The sequence below is a fragment of the Paenibacillus taihuensis genome, assembly GCF_003386535.1.
GTDB lineage: Bacteria > Bacillota > Bacilli > Paenibacillales > Paenibacillaceae > Paenibacillus_Z > Paenibacillus_Z taihuensis.
On the sequence record NZ_QTTN01000022.1, the window covers coordinates 54,734 to 72,096 of the forward strand.

The following is a 17,363-nucleotide window of genomic DNA, read 5'->3' on the forward strand; positions in this document are numbered from 1 at the left end:
AAAGCAAAAAGGCTTTGACTCCAGCAGGCAGCAAGTGCCGAGCGGAGTCAAAGCCTCTTTCGTGTATGCCGTGTCTACTGCTGAACAGGTATGCCCGTGATGCCCTTCTGCTGCAAATGCGCTGCGATCTTCCGCCCGTGGAAACGGCCGGATTCGATGAAGATTTCGTTCGCCTGGCGCCGTGAAGCGACGACGCCAGCCAAGTAGATACCTGGCACATTGCTCTCCATCGTGTCATCATTGAACGTCGGGTAGCCTTCTTCCTCCATCGTAACGCCGAAGGAGGAGAGGAAGCCGCGGTCGGGATGGAAGCCGGTAAGCGCTAGAACGAAGTCATTCCGAAGCTCTTCTTGCTCGCCTGTTTCCCCGTGCGAGATTACGACAGCATGCGGTTTGATCTCGATAACCCGCGAAGCTAATCGCATCTGGATGCGGCCTTTCGTGACGAGGCTTTCGAAGATCGGACGGACCCACGGTTTAATGCTGGAGGAGTACCGCTCACCGCGATAGATAACCGTGACATGAGCGCCTGCTCGTTCGAGCTCGAGTGCGGCATCGATGGCGGAGTTGCTGCCGCCGATAATGGCGACGTTCATGCCGGTATACGGATGCGCCTCGCGGAAGAAATGCGTTACTTTATCGGTGTTCTCGCCTGGGATGCCAAGCTCATTCGGATGATCGAAATAACCGGTTGCAACGATAACCGCTGCTGAATGGTACTGCTTCAGCTCGCCGTATCGGTCGTGGCTGTCCAGCTCGAAGCTCCCATCCAGCTGAGGCCGAATCGCGGTGACCGCTTCATAGGCGTTAATACGAACATGATGCCGCAGCGCGACATTGCGATAATACGACAATGCCTCGACGCGAGACGGCTTATCGTTCGCGGTAGTAAACGTGATGCCGCCGATCTCGAGCAGCTCCGGCGAGCTGAAGAAATGCATATACGTTGGATATTGCGATATCGAATGGACGACGTTGCGTTTCTCGATTATCAAGGGCGAAATTCCGATCGACTGCAGCTCAATGGCAGCGGCAAGGCCGCAAGGACCTGCGCCGATAATGATCACTTGTTCAGCTTGCATAATTGCGCAATCAACTCCAATACGGGATTACAAAATGTAGAACGGTTAAAATTTATTTTAGCACAGCTGGCACGTGATGGCTCGCCATAAAACAAGCATTTGGCTCTGTGTCGGATAATAGATATGTTGTATAATGAGCTAAGCTTGTATAAAGGGGGAGATGGAATGCGACGGCGATTCGTAATTGAAGCCGTAATGGTGGCAACCTATGGACATTTGCTTGTGCCAAGCCGGCCTGTCGATTTTGTCTTGCCATATTCGACGATTATGGAGCTATATGACATGAAGGACGGCTCAGAGCCGGTCATGGACGATCCTGGTGAGGATGCCCATGTGAAAGGGAAGATCAAGGAGCTGATCGCCTTCTTCGAGGACCCGTTCAACCGGAAGAAAATTGAGCGTGCGCTGCAGATGCCATGGCGTCAAAGCTCGCCGCTGCTGCTGAATGAACGTATCCAATTCACCGTTGTTCATGCCGTCGATAACGCGCAGTACGGGGAATATTTTGACCCGATTGAAACCGAGCTGCTGCTCACTTCACAGAAGCTGAGCATTCCGCTGCTCTCCGATCAGTTCGAGTTCCAGGATAAGCTGCTCGAAGCGGAAGTGCCGGTGCAGGTGTACGATATTGAAGACTATGAGTTTGCGGTGGAGCAAGGGATTACTGCTGCGGATTTCGATACGATGACCGATTTGTAGACGTAGATGATAGTTCCTATTCCAAACACAAACAAAGTCCGCGCAGAAGCCCGCGGACTTTGTTTGGTTTAACAATCGCCTTTGCATTCGTTGTAGAAGATTTCGCCTTCGCGGATGCAATCCGCCATGGGCTTCCCGCTTAGCCTGCAGCTTGTAATCACACGGGCCTCAGTAACACGGCAGATTGGGATGCGCAAGAAACAAGGGAGGTTAGGAGCGAAATTCGGGGAGTTCTGGAGAAAAGCGAGCATAGCTCGTCTCAATCTAAGGAAGAGCAACGCGATGGCTCCGCTTAAACGGTTAATTAGCGATCCGTTGATGACTTGAAAGGACCTTCTTGCACCTGAACCGCCATTGCTGCCTCCGCCGCCGCAACCGCATCCGGATTTGCAGCCGCACCCGCCATTAGCCGAATCCGGTTTGATGCTGTTTCTGGATATAAGCAGCGTCTGACCATTCAAGGATATTCGGAGCGAGCTGAAAATTCTGCCTTTACGGTACTTCTGGACATCGACGAATCTAAGGGTCAATAACCCATCATTTATTTTAAGCTGCGAGTAGGCGGTTAATATTCCGCCGCTACCGCTTTGGGTGTAACGAATTGCCATTGGCCTCTCCTCCATGATGTTGATAGTTCATATAATGCTAGATGGATGGACAAGGCAACGTGGAGATTGACCTAACTTTGGCATCATGCGGAGAGCTGGCAAGCCCACGCTCGTTCGTATCGGACCGTATCTATACCCACATGGAGAAAAAATAAATTTGCAATTAGCCTCTTGCGCACCGCGATAAAGTGATGTTAAGATTTGGATGTTCCGAGTGACGGAAAACTAACAAACGAAAGGAGGGCGATGGATATGACTTACATGCAGATTGTTGTGCGGGATACCATGCAAGCTCAGCTCCATCGGCCCGACTTCTTACGCAGAGTGCATCAGCTGCCCTAGGCAGCGCTGCAACCGTTTCTGTGTGTAAGGAGACTTTGAGCCATGCGGCTCGAGGTCTCCTTTTTTGTTGCACAGAACGCGTATTCGCCTGACGCGGAAGGCGGAGTCGTTCATTGCCGTTAACGGAGCCTCATGCATGTTTGCATAAAGGGGGAAGTACGACTGTGAAAGTGTTAATAAGGCTTATGAAATATATGCGTCCCAGCACGAGATGGGTCGTATTGTCGACAGCGCTGATGCTGCTCGGCACGCTGCTCGACCTTATAGCGCCATGGATGCTGAAGCAGGTTTTTGATAAAGGCATCGGAGACAGCAACATGAAGATCGTGCTGGTGTTCGTGTTAGGGCTCATCGTGCTGCAAATCGTGAAGAGTCTCGGAATGTTCTGGCAAGGCTGGGCGCAGGAGCTTGTCGGCCAGAACGTTGTCTACTCGCTGCGAAGCCAGCTGTACAATCACCTTCAGCGGCTGTCGTTCACGTACTACGACAAGGCGCAGACCGGGCAGCTCATGTCCCGGATGACAGGCGATATCGAATCGGTGAAGAACTTCATCGGCTTCGGTTCAATGGCGATGTTCATGGGTGTAGCTACGTTCTTCGGCACGATCGTGTTCATGCTGTTCATTCAGTGGAAGGTGACGCTGCTCTGTATGGCGAGCGTACCGCTGCTGCTGTTCGCGCTCTACCGGTTCAACAAGCAGGTCGGTCCGGCTTGGGGCCAAATTCGGGAGCAAATGGGACGTCTCACAACGACGCTGCAAGAAAATATCTCGGGTATCCGAGTCGTAAAGGCGTTCGCGCGCGAGAAAGTTGAGCAGAACAAGTTCGAATCGCGCAACGACCAGAACTTCGAGACGAACATGGAACGCGCCAAGCTGGAAGCCAAAGCATTCCCGCTCATGAACTTCTACGGCGGTATCGTATTCGTCACAATGGCATGGTTCAGCGCTTACTTCGTCGCGAAGGGTCAGATGTCGCTTGGTTCGTTTATGGCTTTCCAATGGTATACATGGGGGATCATCTGGCCGCTGAATATGCTCGGCTGGCAGATCAACATCATGCAGCAAGCGCTCAAAGCGGCGCCGCGCGTGTTCGAAGTACTCGATACGCCTGTCGATATTAACTCGGAGACAGGGAATAGCCATGATGCGAACCGTATCCGCGGCAACGTCACCTTCGACGGCGTGACATTCCACTTTGCGGACCAGAATCCAGAGACAGACCCGGGCATTCTGGAAGGGATCTCGCTCGGCGTGAAGCAAGGGGAAGTCATCGCAGTGCTGGGTTCTACGGGTTCGGGCAAAAGCTCGCTCATCGCGCTCTTGTCACGCTTCTACGACGTAAGCTCAGGGCGGCTGCTCATCGATGGCATCGATGTTCGCGACTACGAGCTCGAAGGCCTCCGCCGCAAAATCGGCATCGTACCGCAGGAAACATTCCTGTTCTCGGCGACAATCCGCGAGAACATCGCATACGGCGTGCCTGAGGCGACGCAGGAGCAGATCGAGTGGGCGGCGCGCAAGGCGCAAATCCACTCCTTCATCGAGACGATGCCGTTCGGCTACGACACAATCATTGGCGAGCGAGGCGTAGGACTCTCCGGCGGTCAACGCCAGCGTGTTGCGCTAGCGCGTGCGATCCTGATGGATCCGCCGATTCTCGTACTCGACGAAGCGACGGCTAGCGTCGACACTGCAACGGAATCTGCTATTCACGAAGAGCTGCTGGAAGTCATGAAAGGACGCACAACTTTCATCATCGCGCAGCGTCTGTCTTCCGTGAAACGCGCAGACCGGATCATCGTGCTCGACGGGGGCAAAATCGTGCAGCAGGGCACGCATCGCGAGCTGTTCGAGGAGGAAGGCTTCTTCCGCAGCCTGTTCAAGCAGCAAGAGGCTGCTTCGGCGAGATAGATTAGCCTGACGCAGGCGAATAATCTTAACCACATTAAATAATAACAATTAACGGCATAAAGGAGGAGGAACGGCATGAGTCAAGTCGAATGGGATGAAGGCGAAGATTTAGAAGAGAAGCCGTTTAACAGGGCGTACATGAAGCGGCTTATCCGCTATGTGCTTCCTTATCGCAAAGTATTGTCCATCGTTCTTGTCATTGTCCTGTTTAACATGGGATTAAGCTTAGCCGAGCCGCTTCTGCTTCGCTATATCATCGATGAAGGCATCGTGAAGAAGGACTTCTTCGTGATCAACATGATCGGGTTGTCGCTGCTATCGTTCAAAGCGCTCGGCTGGCTGTTCGGCTTCCTGCATACGCGGTTGATCAATTTCACCGGTCAGCGGATTTTATTTGATCTGAGACAGCAATTATTCAATCATCTTCAAACGTTGTCGTTCCGGTTCTTCGACGGACGTCCAGCGGGCAAAATCATGTCCCGGATTACGAACGACACGAATGCGATCGGAGAGCTGATCAACGGCGGTCTGATCACCATGGTCATGGAGTTTACGCATCTGATCGGTATCGTTGTCATTCTGCTATGGATGGACTGGAAACTGGCGCTGTTGTCTTTTGTGACACTGCCGCTTCTGTACATCATCGTTGGCAAAATGCAGCCAAAAATCGAAGGATCATGGACTCGTTCCCGGAAGACGATGTCCGCGATTAACGGCAATCTGAACGAGACGATCCAAGGCATTCGCGTCATCCAGGCATTCTCGCGCCAGTCGGAGAACAACCGCCGATTCGAAGAATTGAACGCACGCAACAAGTTCGCGTTCATGCGCGCGGTGAAGCTGGAATCATTGGTATGGCCGTCGGTCGAGATGGTCGGCATGATCGGCACCTGTGTCGTCCTGTGGTTCGGGGCGAAGCAGGTTATGGATAAGGAGCTGACGCTTGGCTTCATTATGGCGTTCATCAATTATCTATGGCGTTTCTGGGGACCGCTTAGCGCGCTCTCCAAAGTGTACAGCCAAGTGCTGTCTGCGATGGCTTCGGCAGAGCGAATCTTCGAGGTGCTGGATTCCGAGCCGGAAGTGAAGGACAGCAAGAATGCGAAAGAAATGAAGCCAATCCGCGGTGAAGTCGTGTTCGAGAACGTATCATTCCGCTACGAAGAGAATAAGCCTGATGTGCTGAAAGGGATCAACCTGCGCATCAAGCCAGGACAGCGAGTAGCGCTCGTTGGCCCGACAGGAGCGGGTAAGAGTACAGTTGTGAACCTGCTCATGCGTTTCTACGATACAACAGGCGGCCGTATTCTGATCGATGGCCAAGACGTGAAGGATGTCACGCTGGAATCGCTTCGGCGCCAGATGGGGATCGTGCTGCAGGATTCGTTTATTTTCTCCGGTACGATCGAAGAGAACTTGCGTTACGGCAATGAGGATGCGCCAGACGAAGCGCTGCGCCAAGCAGCGGAGAGCGTCCGTGTCGACAAGATTGCGCTTCAGTTCCCGGAAGGCTTCCAGACGCAGGTAGAGGAACGCGGCTCGAAGCTGTCCGTCGGTCAGCGCCAGCTGCTTGCATTCGGTCGTGTGCTCCTCTCTGATCCGCGCATTCTCATCTTAGATGAAGCAACGTCCAGCGTCGATACGGACACCGAGCAGCACATCCAAGCGGCGCTGCAGACGATGCTGGAAGGCCGTACGGCGTTCATTATCGCGCACAGACTGTCTACCATTCGGGATGCGGACGTCATTCTCGTCGTGAAGGACGGACAGATCGCAGAGCAGGGCTCGCATGATGAATTAATGAAGCAAAGCGGACTATATCATAAGCTCTATATGACGCAATATGAGATGCAGCAGTCGCTTGCCATGCAGACTGGTGCTTAATAGAAAGCATCGATAACAGCTCCTCGGTATGAGGGGCTGTTTCTTTTTGATGATTGAATGCGCTCCCATGCGGGTAAACTAGATAAATGAATTGACATTGAAGCGCAAATTATATAAGCTTACAAGGAATTTTCAAATCTACAAAACAGGAGATTGATTATGAAATTCAATATGAAAATTAAAGATTTTGCAGCGGCAGATACAAATGTGGCAGCAGGATTATATCATTTTGTCGTTACAATGTCGGACAACACGCAAGTTCGACTGATCTTCACGAAGAAGCCGGACTGGAAGCTGATCGGCGTTAATCGTCTTCTGACTGTTCCTTGCCCGATCTGCAGAAGAGACTACTATTGCAACTGCATGAACAAATATGCAGAAGAGTTCGAGCGCGAAGTATTGGATAAAGAGCTTATTTCATCCGTTCTTTAATGGGCTTGCATAAGCAGCGAACGATCTGCTATACTAACGAACAATAAGCACACAGGCCGATGAAGAGCATCCAACTCGGAGGCGTTGCGTACAGCGTTTGGCATAGCAGTGAATAACTGCTGCGCTCGAACACTCCAAGCATTCCGGTTCTCGCACCGTTATCCGCGAACTTAAGGGAGCTAACCTTCGAGTTAGCTAATTTGGGTGGCACCGCGAACGCGTTCTTCGTCCCATGTCAGGGGACTGAAGGAGCGCGTTTTTTCGTTTACCCAAATTTGCGAAGGAGTGTTCACTATGTTAGACATTCATGTAATCCGTCAGAAAGCAAACGAGTTCCAGGAGGCAGCCAATCAGAAACGGATTTCGATTGATATTCACGAGCTGCTCGGCATCGATGACCGCAGGCGGGAGCTGATGCAGCTGACCGAGTCGCAGCGCGCGGCGCGCAACCGCAGGTCGAAGGCAATCGAGGCCATGATGCGGGAAGGCCGCAAAGAGGAAGATCTGGCGGAGCGGGAGGAAGCAGCGAAGCAGCAGGAGCAGTTGAAGCAAGCGGAGGAGGAGTTCCGCACAGTTCTAACCGCGTACGAAGCGCTCATGCTGCTCGTGCCGAATCTGATGTCGCCAGACACGCCAATCGGCAGGAGCGATGAGGATAATGTGGAGGTACGGCGCGTCGGCGAGGTGCCGGAATTCGGGTTTGCACCGCGCAGCCATGTGGAGCTCGGGCAGCAGCATAGGCTGATCGATCTTGCCCGCGGCGTGAAGATCGGCGGCACGCGCCAATATGTGCTGCAGAACTACGGCCTGCAGCTGCACCGCGCGGTTCAACAGCTGGCGTATGATCTGCTGCTCGACAAGGGCTTTGAAACACTCGATGTTCCTGTTCTTGTGAAAGAACAGACGCTCGTGGCAACGGGCTATTTTCCAGCGAATCGGGATCAGACCTATGCCATTAACGGCGAAGACAAATGGCTCGTCGGAACGTCGGAGGTTCCGCTGATCGCCTATTACAGCGATGAAGTCATTGATCTGACTGAGCCGAAGCTGCTTGCGGCAGTTACGCCTTGCTATCGGAGCGAAGTTGGATCGGCGGGCCGCGATGTACACGGGCTGTACCGGGTGCATCAATTCGCGAAGGTGGAGCAGGTCGTGCTATGTCGCGCAGACTTGACGGAATCGCTCGTTTGGCTGGAGCGGATGACGGCGAACAGCGAGGAGCTTCTCCAGCTGCTAGAGCTCCCTTACCGCGTCGTTGCGGTATGCAGCGGCGACATGTCGCAGAAGAATTACAAGCAGTACGACATTGAGACGTGGATGCCAAGCCGCAATAACTATGGCGAGACGCATTCGGCGTCGCTGCTGCTAGATTTTCAGGCGAGACGATCGAATATTAAGTATCGCGATGAAGAGGGCCGGCTGCAGTATGCGTACACACTCAACAATACGATGGTTGCATCGCCGCGCATTCTCATTCCGCTCCTCGAGAACCATCAGCGAGAAGATGGCTCGATCTATATCCCGCAGGCGCTTCGTCCTTATATGCGCGGACTTGCCGAGATTCAGGCTGACCTAGAAGTCTAGGTCTAGCCTGCCTCTCCAATAGCGAGTATACTGAAATGGATAATCTTCCACGGTATGGAAGACGAGAGGAGAACAGCCTGTATGAGTTTGGGGAAAATCGCACAAGCGGCGGATCGGATCCGCTCGAATGTAAGTAAAGTCATTGTTGGCAAAGAGGATATTGTAGATAAGCTCATCATTGCAATTCTCACATCAGGCCATGTTCTGCTTGAGGACGTGCCTGGCACGGGCAAAACTTTACTTGCGAAAGCGCTTGCGAAGTCGATTGACGGCGAGTTCAAGCGGATTCAATTTACGCCGGACTTGCTCCCGTCGGATCTGACAGGCATTCATTTCTACAATCAGAAGCTGTCGGAATTCGAGTTCCGCCCAGGTCCGCTCTTCGCGAATATCGTGCTTGCGGACGAGATCAACCGTGCAACGCCGCGTACGCAATCGAGCTTGCTCGAGAGCATGGAGGAGCGCCAAGTCAGTATCGATGGGACGACGCACCAGCTCGGCAAGCCTTTCCTCGTCATCGCGACGCAGAACCCGATCGAGCAGCAAGGGACCTTCCCTCTGCCGGAAGCCCAGCTGGACCGGTTTCTATTTAAGCTGAAAATGGGCTATCCATCGACGGCAGAAGGTATCGACATCATGAAACGCTTCATGGCGGACAGCCCGCTCGAGAAGCTGGAGCCGGTCATTGGCGCGGCTGAGCTGGAGGAAGCGAAATCAATCTATACAAGTGTGGCAGTCAGCGATGAGCTGCTTGGTTATATGCTCGCGATCGTGGAAGCGACGCGGGTTCACTCGGATGCGGCGCTAGGCGCAAGTCCGCGGAGCTCGCAGGCGCTGCTGCGCGCATGCCAAGCGAGAGCGGCGATTGCAGGACGGCAGTTCGTGCTGCCGGATGACGTGAAGGTAATGGTCGTTCCTGTGCTCGCGCATCGTATCGCGCTGCGTAGCGTTCAGCGGATGCGGGCGGATGCGGCAGAGCAGGTCATTCAGTCGATTCTGGCGGCGGTACCGGTGCCGGCAGACGCTCCGCTCGTTTCCCGCTCATAAGCGTAAAGGGGGAGCGAGCGATGGGTATTCATTGGTATATACTAAGCGCGCTGCTGGTCATCATCGTGCAGCGGTTTATTTTCCGGTATCGGGCGATGCGCGGGGTTAGCTATACGAGGTCATTCAATGTGGAGACCTGCTTCGAAGGGGACCGCATTGAGATGGTGGAGCGGCTCACGAACCGCAAGTTCATTCCGGTACCTTGGCTTCGCGTTGAATCGCAGCTGCATGCCGGCTTGAAATTTGACAGCGATTCCAATTTCGATGTGAGTAAAGGTCAGTTCTATCAAAATCACCGGAGCTTGTTCAGCTTGATGGGAAATAAGCAGCTGACGAGGCGGCATACGGTGCAAGCGACGGCACGCGGCTGTTACCGAATCACGAGCGCGTCCTTGACGTTCGGCGACCTGTTCGGCGCGTTCAGCTCCTGGAAGTCCGTGCCGCTCGAGGTGGAGCTGCTCGTCTATCCGCAGCCTGCCGATCCTTCCTTGATCCAGCTCCCTTCGCGCAGCTGGCAAGGGGATATTACGGTGAAGCGTTGGATCGTTGAAGATCCGTTCGCCATCAGCGGCGTTCGTGAGTACCGCTACGGCGATTCGCTGAAATCGATCAACTGGAATGCAACCGCACGTGCGGGATCGCTTCAAGTACACCGTCGCGATTACACTGCGGACTACCGGCTGGTCGTGCTGCTGAACGTTGAAGATCACGCCGGAATGTGGGAAGCCGTGAACAATACGGCGCTGATTGAGGAAGGAATTCGGTATGCGGCAGCGATTCTGCAGTATGCGACGGAGCAGGGGATGGAGACGGCTTTTGCATGTAACGGAAGTGACCTTGATAAACCTGGCACTGTCATGACGGTGGAGCGTGGAAGCGGAAGCGAGCATCTGGTCCATCTCTACAATCAGCTGGCGAAGCTCGTCATTGTGCGGGAGCTGCCGTTCGATACCATGATCGAAAATCTCGCGGCGGAATGGGAAGAACGATACGATGTCGTAGTTATCTCGGCATTCATGAGTGAACCGATCGAGCGGGCGATGCGGATGCTGCGTGACAATGGTCATTCCGTCGACTGGCTTCCTGTTCAGGGCCAAGAGGAGGCTGCAGGATGAGAAAACCACTCTCCGGCGCTAGTCTGTTTATCACGACGGCGCTTATTGAATTACTCCTGCATTTGCCGCTTGTGCTGATTGTCTATATTTATCGGCCAAACTTCGGCGTTTCACTCGCGGAGATGCTGCTGCTTCTGCTCGGAACCTACATCATCGGATGGGGAGTGAATTCGCTCATTCGATTCGTAAGAGCGTTCCCGCGGATGCTCGTTGCAGCGGTAATCGGCGGCGTGGCCGGCATCCTGCTGTATGGTGTTCATTTCGATGGCATCTATTCTGCGGTTTTGCTAGCTGCTGCGGCATTCCGGGGCGGAAGATATGTCATTACGCCTGCGCTGCTGCGGTTGATTCCGCGGGACTTCGTGCTCGGACTCATGTATTACTTCTTCTGCTCGGTCGTGTTCAGCTTCAAGCCGGAGTTCGATACGTACCGGACGCTGATGCTTATCTGCGGCTTGTTCACGCTAGTGGTGACACTGTTCCAGACGAACAAAAGCAACGTGAATCGGGAGACGCTGTCAGGCGCTGTAAAGCCGCTCGTCGAGCCTACAGTAAGGCGTCATAACCGGATTTTCGTCGGGATTACGGCCGTTATCTCGGTATTAATCGTACTCTCGTATCAGCTGCAGGCGATCTTCGGAGCACTTGGCCATTCCATCGCGGAGATGTTCCGTAACTTGCCGAAAGGCGGGAATGAGAGCGCGCCTCAAACCGGCGGTCAGGAAGCGCCGGCGATTCCGCCGGAACTCATGAACAAGCCTGCGAAAACGATGCCGCATTGGGTGGACATTGCGCTCTATGTTATCGTTGGCATTGTCGTCTGCTTCTTGCTCTGGCTTGTAATGCGCCAGCTGAAGCATCTGCCGGAGTGGCTGCGCAACCTGCAATTGAAGCTGAAAGACCTGTTCAGCAGGGACAAAGGGAGCTCGTCCAAAGGCTACGTCGATCAGGTTGAGCGGATTCACAAATCCCGGAAGCTGAGCGAGCTGTGGCGCGGACGGTCGAAGGAGCCTCGCGTTCGCTGGAAGGACTTGAAGGACAACGAGTCGCGAGTCCGCTATCTGTACCGGCGGTGGATTGGCAGCGGAGTACGCAAAGGTTATACGTTCAGACCGCATCTGACACCGATCGAAGTGGCAGCTGAAATCCAGTCACAAGGTCTCATCAATGCAGATGCTTCGGCATCGTCAGAGCTTGTACAAGCGTATCAGCAAGTGAGATATGGCAGCGGCAGAATCTCTGATGAGCAGGTGGGACGCCTCGCAGATTCCATGAGCCGCGTTGACGGGCGGAATAAAACATAATGTTCCAGCGGTTCGGGCATCCTACTTGCGGACAACAATATTTGGTTACGCAGGGGAGGATTTGCGGAAAATGGATATGCAAGGCGGACAACCGATCAATAGCCAGCAGCTCAGCTATGAACAGTTTCAGGCGCAGGTGCGACAGCGTGAACAGCAAGAACAGCGGCAGGCGCAGGAAGCGCTGAAGCGTGTTGGGCTCGATCCGAAATCTCAACAGGTTCAGCAAGTCATTCAGCAGCTTAATGGCATCGAACGCGAGCTGCAGCAAGCGGAGAATCAGCTGCAAATGCAAATGGATGCGCAGCGCCGCCAGATCAAGCTGCTCCAGCAGAAGATTCAGCACGCAGTAGCTCACATTCAAGGTATCGGCTCGAATTCGAATTCAGTATCAAATTCATATCGGCAATAACGCCGATTGTCTGATTGGAGAAGCCCTTCTCGCGGTCCTGTTCGGATCTGAACGAGAGGGGCTTTTATTCTGGACTCGTTTGTTAATTATATGTTATGTAAATTAACATAAAAGTCTTGAAACTGGTCTCAAACCGATTTATTATGTAATATAATATAACATTAAACTCTGGACGCAGTTTGCTGCCGGTCATTCCTGAGTCTTAACCAAAGAGTTTGTTTGCAAAGTAGTGAAAAAGGGAGGATGCATATGAGAATCGGCTGCATTTATTTGGCGGCGGGCTCAAGCACTCGGATGGGAGAGCCGAAGCTGCCGCTGGAGCTGGCGCCTGGTGTCACTGTCGGGAACCAAGGCTTGCAAGAGCTCCGCTACTGCGGGTTCCATAAGCTTACCGTTGTTGTAAGGCCGGATGATCCGCTGCTGTGGCTATGCGACCGCAATCGGAAGGAACGTAATGCCGCGCTTCCGAAGTTTCGCATCACGCCGTGCAAGGATGCGGGCAAAGGGATGTCCTATTCGCTCCGAAGCGGCCTCATCTCACTTCTGCCAGAGAAGCTGGATGCGGTGCTGGTCACTCTTGCGGATCAGCCTTTCATCTCCGCCTCACTTCTGAAGAGGCTTGTATATGTATACCGCGAGGACCCATCGGTGCACTATGTCGCAAGCGGTTACGGAGAGTCCGTAGGAACGCCGCTCATTCTGAACAAATCGTTGTTCCCGCAGCTGTTGGAGCTTGATGGAGATAAAGGAGCCAGACATATTTTGAAATCGCCGGATTATGTAGGGAAAGTCGTTCGGTATGCGGCCGAATGGACGTTCATGGACATTGATACACATGAGGAACTCGAAGAGGCACGGCAGCTGTGGTCGCAGCGACAAATGAATGTCAAATAAGGGAGGGACTGACGTCATGAGCGAGCGGCTTCAGCTCTGGCAGTTGAATACGATGAGCCGTGAGCTGTTCGTGAGGCAGCTCGGCGGAATAATGGAGCAATCGCCATGGGTGGCGGAGCGGGCTTGGGGCATGCGGCCTTTCCATTCGTTAATGGAGCTGCATGAAGCGATGATGCAGGTGGTGAAGGAAGCGCCGGAGGAGCAAATTTCTCGGCAAGCAATGGCTGAGCTTCAGAAGATTACTTGGTCGCGCATCCAAGAGAGCATCGAAGAATAAATGATGAGCTGTGGCTGGTTTTGCATTCCAGCTGGCGGAGTGGTAGAATATTTTACCAACAACCATGCAGGGAGTGCATAACTTTTGACAGATCAGCCAACTAACGAGGTTCACCCATACTATCAGCATGCGATTGAGGCTTTCAAGCTGCTGCCTGCCGCGACAGACGGACTCGTACAGCTTCGAGAAGCGTTCGAAGCATCCAAAGAGGATTTCCTCGCGATCGAGCTTAAACATATGATTGCAAGACTGGAAGAGATCAAAGCGTTGTTCTCCAGCGGTCCGCAGGGCTAGGCTGCAAACAGCAAGCTCTGGAGCCGTAATAATGACAAGAGCGCAACGCGCGTGAGTTCACGGCGGGTTCTTTCCTGTGTTTGCGTAAGTGTGGTCAATCTACCAATTAGGCCTAGTGAGTTGTCTCGCGCCTTTTACTCTAGCAGTTCATACGATGGAGGTATGGAAGAGTAGAGGAGGCGTCCCTATGCCGATCTTGGATACAGGGCTGCTCGTAAATCGGGAAGCAAGGCGCACCGTATCAGTGACCATTCATGTGATGAATCGAGGTAGACAGCAGGCAACGGCCGGTATTCAAATTTATTCGGCGGTCTCACCGCAAAGCAAGCAGAGCGAGTCGACGGAAGGAGAGGGCGAGAGCATAAGTATACGCAATAGCGGCTACGGGCGGATTCAGATGGAGCGTTCAGCACTCATCCAGCTTGGGTCCGAGCAGAAATCGGATTGCACGTACACGTTGAAGCATGACGTCAGTCGGTTGCCCCTATATGGGGTGCGCATTACGACGACAGGGCTGGCGGCAGGAGAAGTCATTGCGGCGGTCGCGGAGCATGATGAGCATGGCGAGCTCATTGCGCAGCATCAAGTTACGGCTGCGGGCAGTTACATGGATGAAATGACGCATGCTTATGTTGCGAATCATACGCAGCATTCCATAACGGTCATTCAAACAGCAACACATAGTCGCATCGCGACAATAACGCTGCCTGCGGGGAGCAGTCCGCGATCGCTTGATTTCACGCCGGACGGGCGCGAGGTGTACGTAATTTGCCAAGGGGACAAAATCGTCCGTGTCATCGATACGTTAACCCACGAAGTGACCGGTCTGTTCATGTTCCCGCAAGGTGCTGTGCCGATTGCTGTTGCAGTTGCGAAGCATGCTTCGATGGCGTTCATTACGACGCTGGTCGAAGACTATATGATCATCGTGGACACAGCCACAAGGTCGCTTGTTAAGCTGGTTTCGCTCCCCAAAGGCAGCGATCCGGTTCATATGGCGATTGCGCCGGATGGGAAGCGGGTGTACTGCTGTCTCATCAATAAAGGAGTAATCGCGATACTCGACACGGTGAAGCAGACGCTGCTGCCGATGATTAAGCTGCCAAGTGGAGCGAAGCCCTCATCCATCGCGATTACGCCAGATGGTACACTTGCGTACGTGACGGATGTGCATCACGATCGCATCTATGTGATCCGGCTCAGTTTGAACACGCTGCTGACAACCATTAAGCTGGATTCTGGCGCAGATCCGCAGAAGCTGGTCATTACTCCAGATGGCGCACTCGCTTATGTGGCCGCACGCGGCGGGGATGAGGTAACGGTCATCAATCTGTCCCGGAACGAGATCCTGACTCAAATTGAGCTGCCAGGCGGCAGCAACGCAAGCGATGTTGCGATTACGCCAGACGGCACGAAGGTGTACGTGACGATTCTCACCTTCGGCTATGTTGCGGCAATTGAGGTAGCGAGCCAGCTGCCGATCGCGATCCTGCCGACAGGCAGCTTCCCGTCCGGCATCGCCATCTCGCCAATCTTGCTTCATTAACAAGAAGAAGCCGCTGAAATCGAGGTGCGAGCACCCCGATTTCAGCGGCTTCGTTATTACAGCGGCAGCCATTCCAGCACACGCTGGATTTGCTTATCCCAATAGCCCCACTCATGCTCGCCGGGGCCTTCTTCATACGCGAGCGGCAAGCCAAGCTGCTTCGCATGCTCTCGGAAACGGATATTATCCTCATATAAGAAATCTTCCGTTCCGCAGCATTGGTATAATAGCGGTATGGATGAATCAGATTGCACCAATGTATCTGCCGCGAGGAATAGATTATTCGGCACTTCATTAGCTCCATTGCCCGCGCCGAAGATCTGGTTCGCTAGATCCGGCATGCGAGCAGCAAGCTTGGCCGCATCAAGCGCGCCGGACAAGCTTGCTGCAGCCGCATATTGGTCCGGCTTGTTCAACGCCAGCTTAAACGCGCCGTAGCCGCCCATGGACAAGCCCGCGACGAAGTTGTCCTCTCTGCGGTCCGACAACGGGAAGAAGGAACGCGCAATCGCTGGCAGCTCCTCGCTGATGAACGTCCAATAGTTGCCGCCGGCAGCCATGTCGGCATAGTAGCTGCGGTGAACGGCAGGCATGACAACCGCGATGCCGAGCGAAGAGACGTAACGTTCGATCGAAGTGCGGCGAAGCCAGATGGAGTGATCGTCGGAGAGGCCGTGAAGCAAATAAAGCGTCTTATGCTTGGCCTGAGCATGACCGGCCTTGGAGTCCATTCCGATTTGAGAAGGGGCCGATTGCGGCAAAATAACGTTCATCGATGAGGAAAGTCCGAGCGTTTCCGAGAAGAAATCACATTGAATTAGTGCCATAATGGATGGTAGCGCCTCCTAGACGGATATAAGTTCACCTTTATTTTACACACTTTGGAAACACACTTAAACAAATAAGCGAGGACCGCACGCATGAAGCTGATATCAACGGGTGCCCCGCAAGGCATCCTGAACGACGAACTGCTTAAACAGCTGCACAATTGGAAAATCAAAGACGTCGTCGCCCTGCAAGGCGGGGCATCAATCTGGGAATGGCATGACAAAGGGGGAGATCGCATCGGCGCAGTCTATTCCTGCACGAAGAGCATCTTGTCCGCGCTGATCGGCATCGCCCTTGAGCAAGGCTTGATCGACAGTATTGAAACGCCGGTCAGCCGTTACTTCCCAGAGCTCGCCTCATCTGAGGACGAACGGAAACGCGAGATTCGCATCAAGCACCTGCTGACGATGACCTCCGGCATCGAGTGGCCGGAATTCGATAAGCCGTACTGGCAGATGAAACGTGTAGACGACGCGGTATCGTTCGTGCTCTCGCAGCCGATGGAGCATGAACCGGGCGATGCCTTCGCATATAACTCAGGCGGTTCGCATCTGTTATCGGCGATTTTGACGCAGGTGACAGGAATGTCGACGTACGAATATGCGGATCGGATGTTGTTCAAGAAGCTTGGATTCCGAAAACCGAAATGGAACAGTGACGCCGCAGGCATCTTCGAAGGGGGAGTAGGGCTGCATATGACGGTGGCGGATATGGCGAAGTTCGGTCAATTGTACCTGCAAGGCGGGAAATGGGAAGGCGAGCAAGTGGTTCCTGAAGCGTGGGTAGCGACATCGACGGCGGCCCATCATAAAGGCTTCTCGCACTACGAACCGCCTATATTCGGGGAGTACGGCTACCACTGGTGGGTTTCCTCGCAGGCGCATAACCGCGTGATCGACTTCTTTTTTGCCAAAGGATACGGGGGTCAATATATTGCCGTTGTGCCGTCGCTCGAGCTCGCAGTCGCGATACGCAAAGAGCCGGAAGGGAAGAGCAGCGCCATCTATGCCAAGCAGCTTCTTCTCGAAACCATCGTGCCCTTCTGTTCATCTTCCGTTCATTAAGCGATGCTATTCTTTCACTCATCACCTCTAGTGGGAAAGGT

Annotated in this window: 16 protein-coding genes; 14 read left to right on the forward strand and 2 right to left on the reverse strand. The window is 53.6% G+C overall.

Translation table 11 applies throughout. The features are described 5' to 3' along the window. Positions 1–74 precede the first annotated feature (74 nt). Positions 75–1,082, reverse strand: a complete 1,008-nt coding sequence (locus A8990_RS18170) for a YpdA family putative bacillithiol disulfide reductase (RefSeq protein ID WP_116190461.1) — start codon at positions 1,080–1,082, stop codon at positions 75–77. A gap of 165 nt (positions 1,083–1,247) precedes the next feature. Between A8990_RS18170 and A8990_RS18175 the strand changes: the two genes are divergently transcribed. From A8990_RS18175 to A8990_RS18240, 13 genes are all read left to right on the forward strand, one after another. Further along, positions 1,248–1,781, forward strand: a complete 534-nt coding sequence (locus tag A8990_RS18175) for an ADP-heptose synthase (RefSeq protein WP_116190462.1) — start codon at positions 1,248–1,250, stop codon at positions 1,779–1,781. A 1,114-nt stretch (positions 1,782–2,895) separates the two neighbouring features. Then, entirely contained in the window at positions 2,896–4,644 is a 1,749-nt protein-coding gene (locus A8990_RS18185; protein WP_116190464.1) for an ABC transporter ATP-binding protein, read from the forward strand. A 75-nt stretch (positions 4,645–4,719) separates the two neighbouring features. Next, entirely contained in the window at positions 4,720–6,528 is a 1,809-nt protein-coding gene (locus A8990_RS18190) for an ABC transporter ATP-binding protein (protein WP_116190465.1), read from the forward strand. A gap of 159 nt (positions 6,529–6,687) precedes the next feature. Continuing rightward, positions 6,688–6,960 carry a hypothetical protein gene (locus A8990_RS18195; protein WP_116190466.1) on the forward strand — a complete coding sequence of 91 codons (273 nt, stop codon included), beginning with the start codon at positions 6,688–6,690 and terminating at the stop codon, positions 6,958–6,960. Positions 6,961–7,254: 294 nt separating this feature from the next. After that, entirely contained in the window at positions 7,255–8,544 is a 1,290-nt protein-coding gene (gene serS, locus A8990_RS18200) for a serine--tRNA ligase (RefSeq protein WP_116190467.1), read from the forward strand. A gap of 81 nt (positions 8,545–8,625) precedes the next feature. Beyond that, the gene (locus A8990_RS18205) at positions 8,626–9,591 is read left to right on the forward strand and encodes an AAA family ATPase (protein WP_116190468.1); all 966 of its coding nucleotides are present in this window, start codon (positions 8,626–8,628) and stop codon (positions 9,589–9,591) included. Positions 9,592–9,611: 20 nt separating this feature from the next. Next, complete coding sequence (locus tag A8990_RS18210; RefSeq protein WP_116190469.1) at positions 9,612–10,706, forward strand: DUF58 domain-containing protein; 1,095 nt, start codon at positions 9,612–9,614, stop codon at positions 10,704–10,706. Further along, positions 10,703–12,010, forward strand: coding sequence for a DUF4129 domain-containing protein (locus A8990_RS18215; RefSeq protein ID WP_116190470.1), 1,308 nt, complete (start codon positions 10,703–10,705; stop codon positions 12,008–12,010). The genes A8990_RS18210 and A8990_RS18215 overlap by 4 nt, the downstream gene beginning before the upstream one ends. Before the next feature lie 70 nt (positions 12,011–12,080). Then, positions 12,081–12,419: a hypothetical protein gene (locus tag A8990_RS18220; protein ID WP_116190471.1), complete on the forward strand. Its 339-nt coding sequence runs from the start codon at positions 12,081–12,083 to the stop codon at positions 12,417–12,419. Between the two features lie 249 nt (positions 12,420–12,668). Next, positions 12,669–13,313 (forward strand): nucleotidyltransferase family protein, encoded by a 645-nt coding sequence (locus tag A8990_RS18225; RefSeq protein WP_181909650.1) that lies wholly within the window; start codon positions 12,669–12,671, stop codon positions 13,311–13,313. A gap of 16 nt (positions 13,314–13,329) precedes the next feature. Continuing rightward, entirely contained in the window at positions 13,330–13,590 is a 261-nt protein-coding gene (locus A8990_RS18230) for a 2-oxo-4-hydroxy-4-carboxy-5-ureidoimidazoline decarboxylase (protein WP_181909651.1), read from the forward strand. A gap of 84 nt (positions 13,591–13,674) precedes the next feature. After that, on the forward strand, positions 13,675–13,884 hold the full coding sequence (locus tag A8990_RS18235) for a hypothetical protein (RefSeq protein WP_116190474.1): 210 nt from the start codon (positions 13,675–13,677) through the stop codon (positions 13,882–13,884). A gap of 187 nt (positions 13,885–14,071) precedes the next feature. Continuing rightward, positions 14,072–15,430: a beta-propeller fold lactonase family protein gene (locus tag A8990_RS18240; RefSeq protein ID WP_181909652.1), complete on the forward strand. Its 1,359-nt coding sequence runs from the start codon at positions 14,072–14,074 to the stop codon at positions 15,428–15,430. A 56-nt stretch (positions 15,431–15,486) separates the two neighbouring features. On the opposite strand, the gene A8990_RS18245 is transcribed toward A8990_RS18240, so the two are convergent. Then, complete coding sequence (locus A8990_RS18245; protein WP_116190476.1) at positions 15,487–16,257, reverse strand: alpha/beta hydrolase; 771 nt, start codon at positions 16,255–16,257, stop codon at positions 15,487–15,489. A gap of 93 nt (positions 16,258–16,350) precedes the next feature. Between A8990_RS18245 and A8990_RS18250 the strand changes: the two genes are divergently transcribed. Continuing rightward, on the forward strand, positions 16,351–17,322 hold the full coding sequence (locus A8990_RS18250) for a serine hydrolase domain-containing protein (RefSeq protein WP_116190477.1): 972 nt from the start codon (positions 16,351–16,353) through the stop codon (positions 17,320–17,322). The last annotated feature ends 41 nt before the right edge of the window (positions 17,323–17,363 follow it).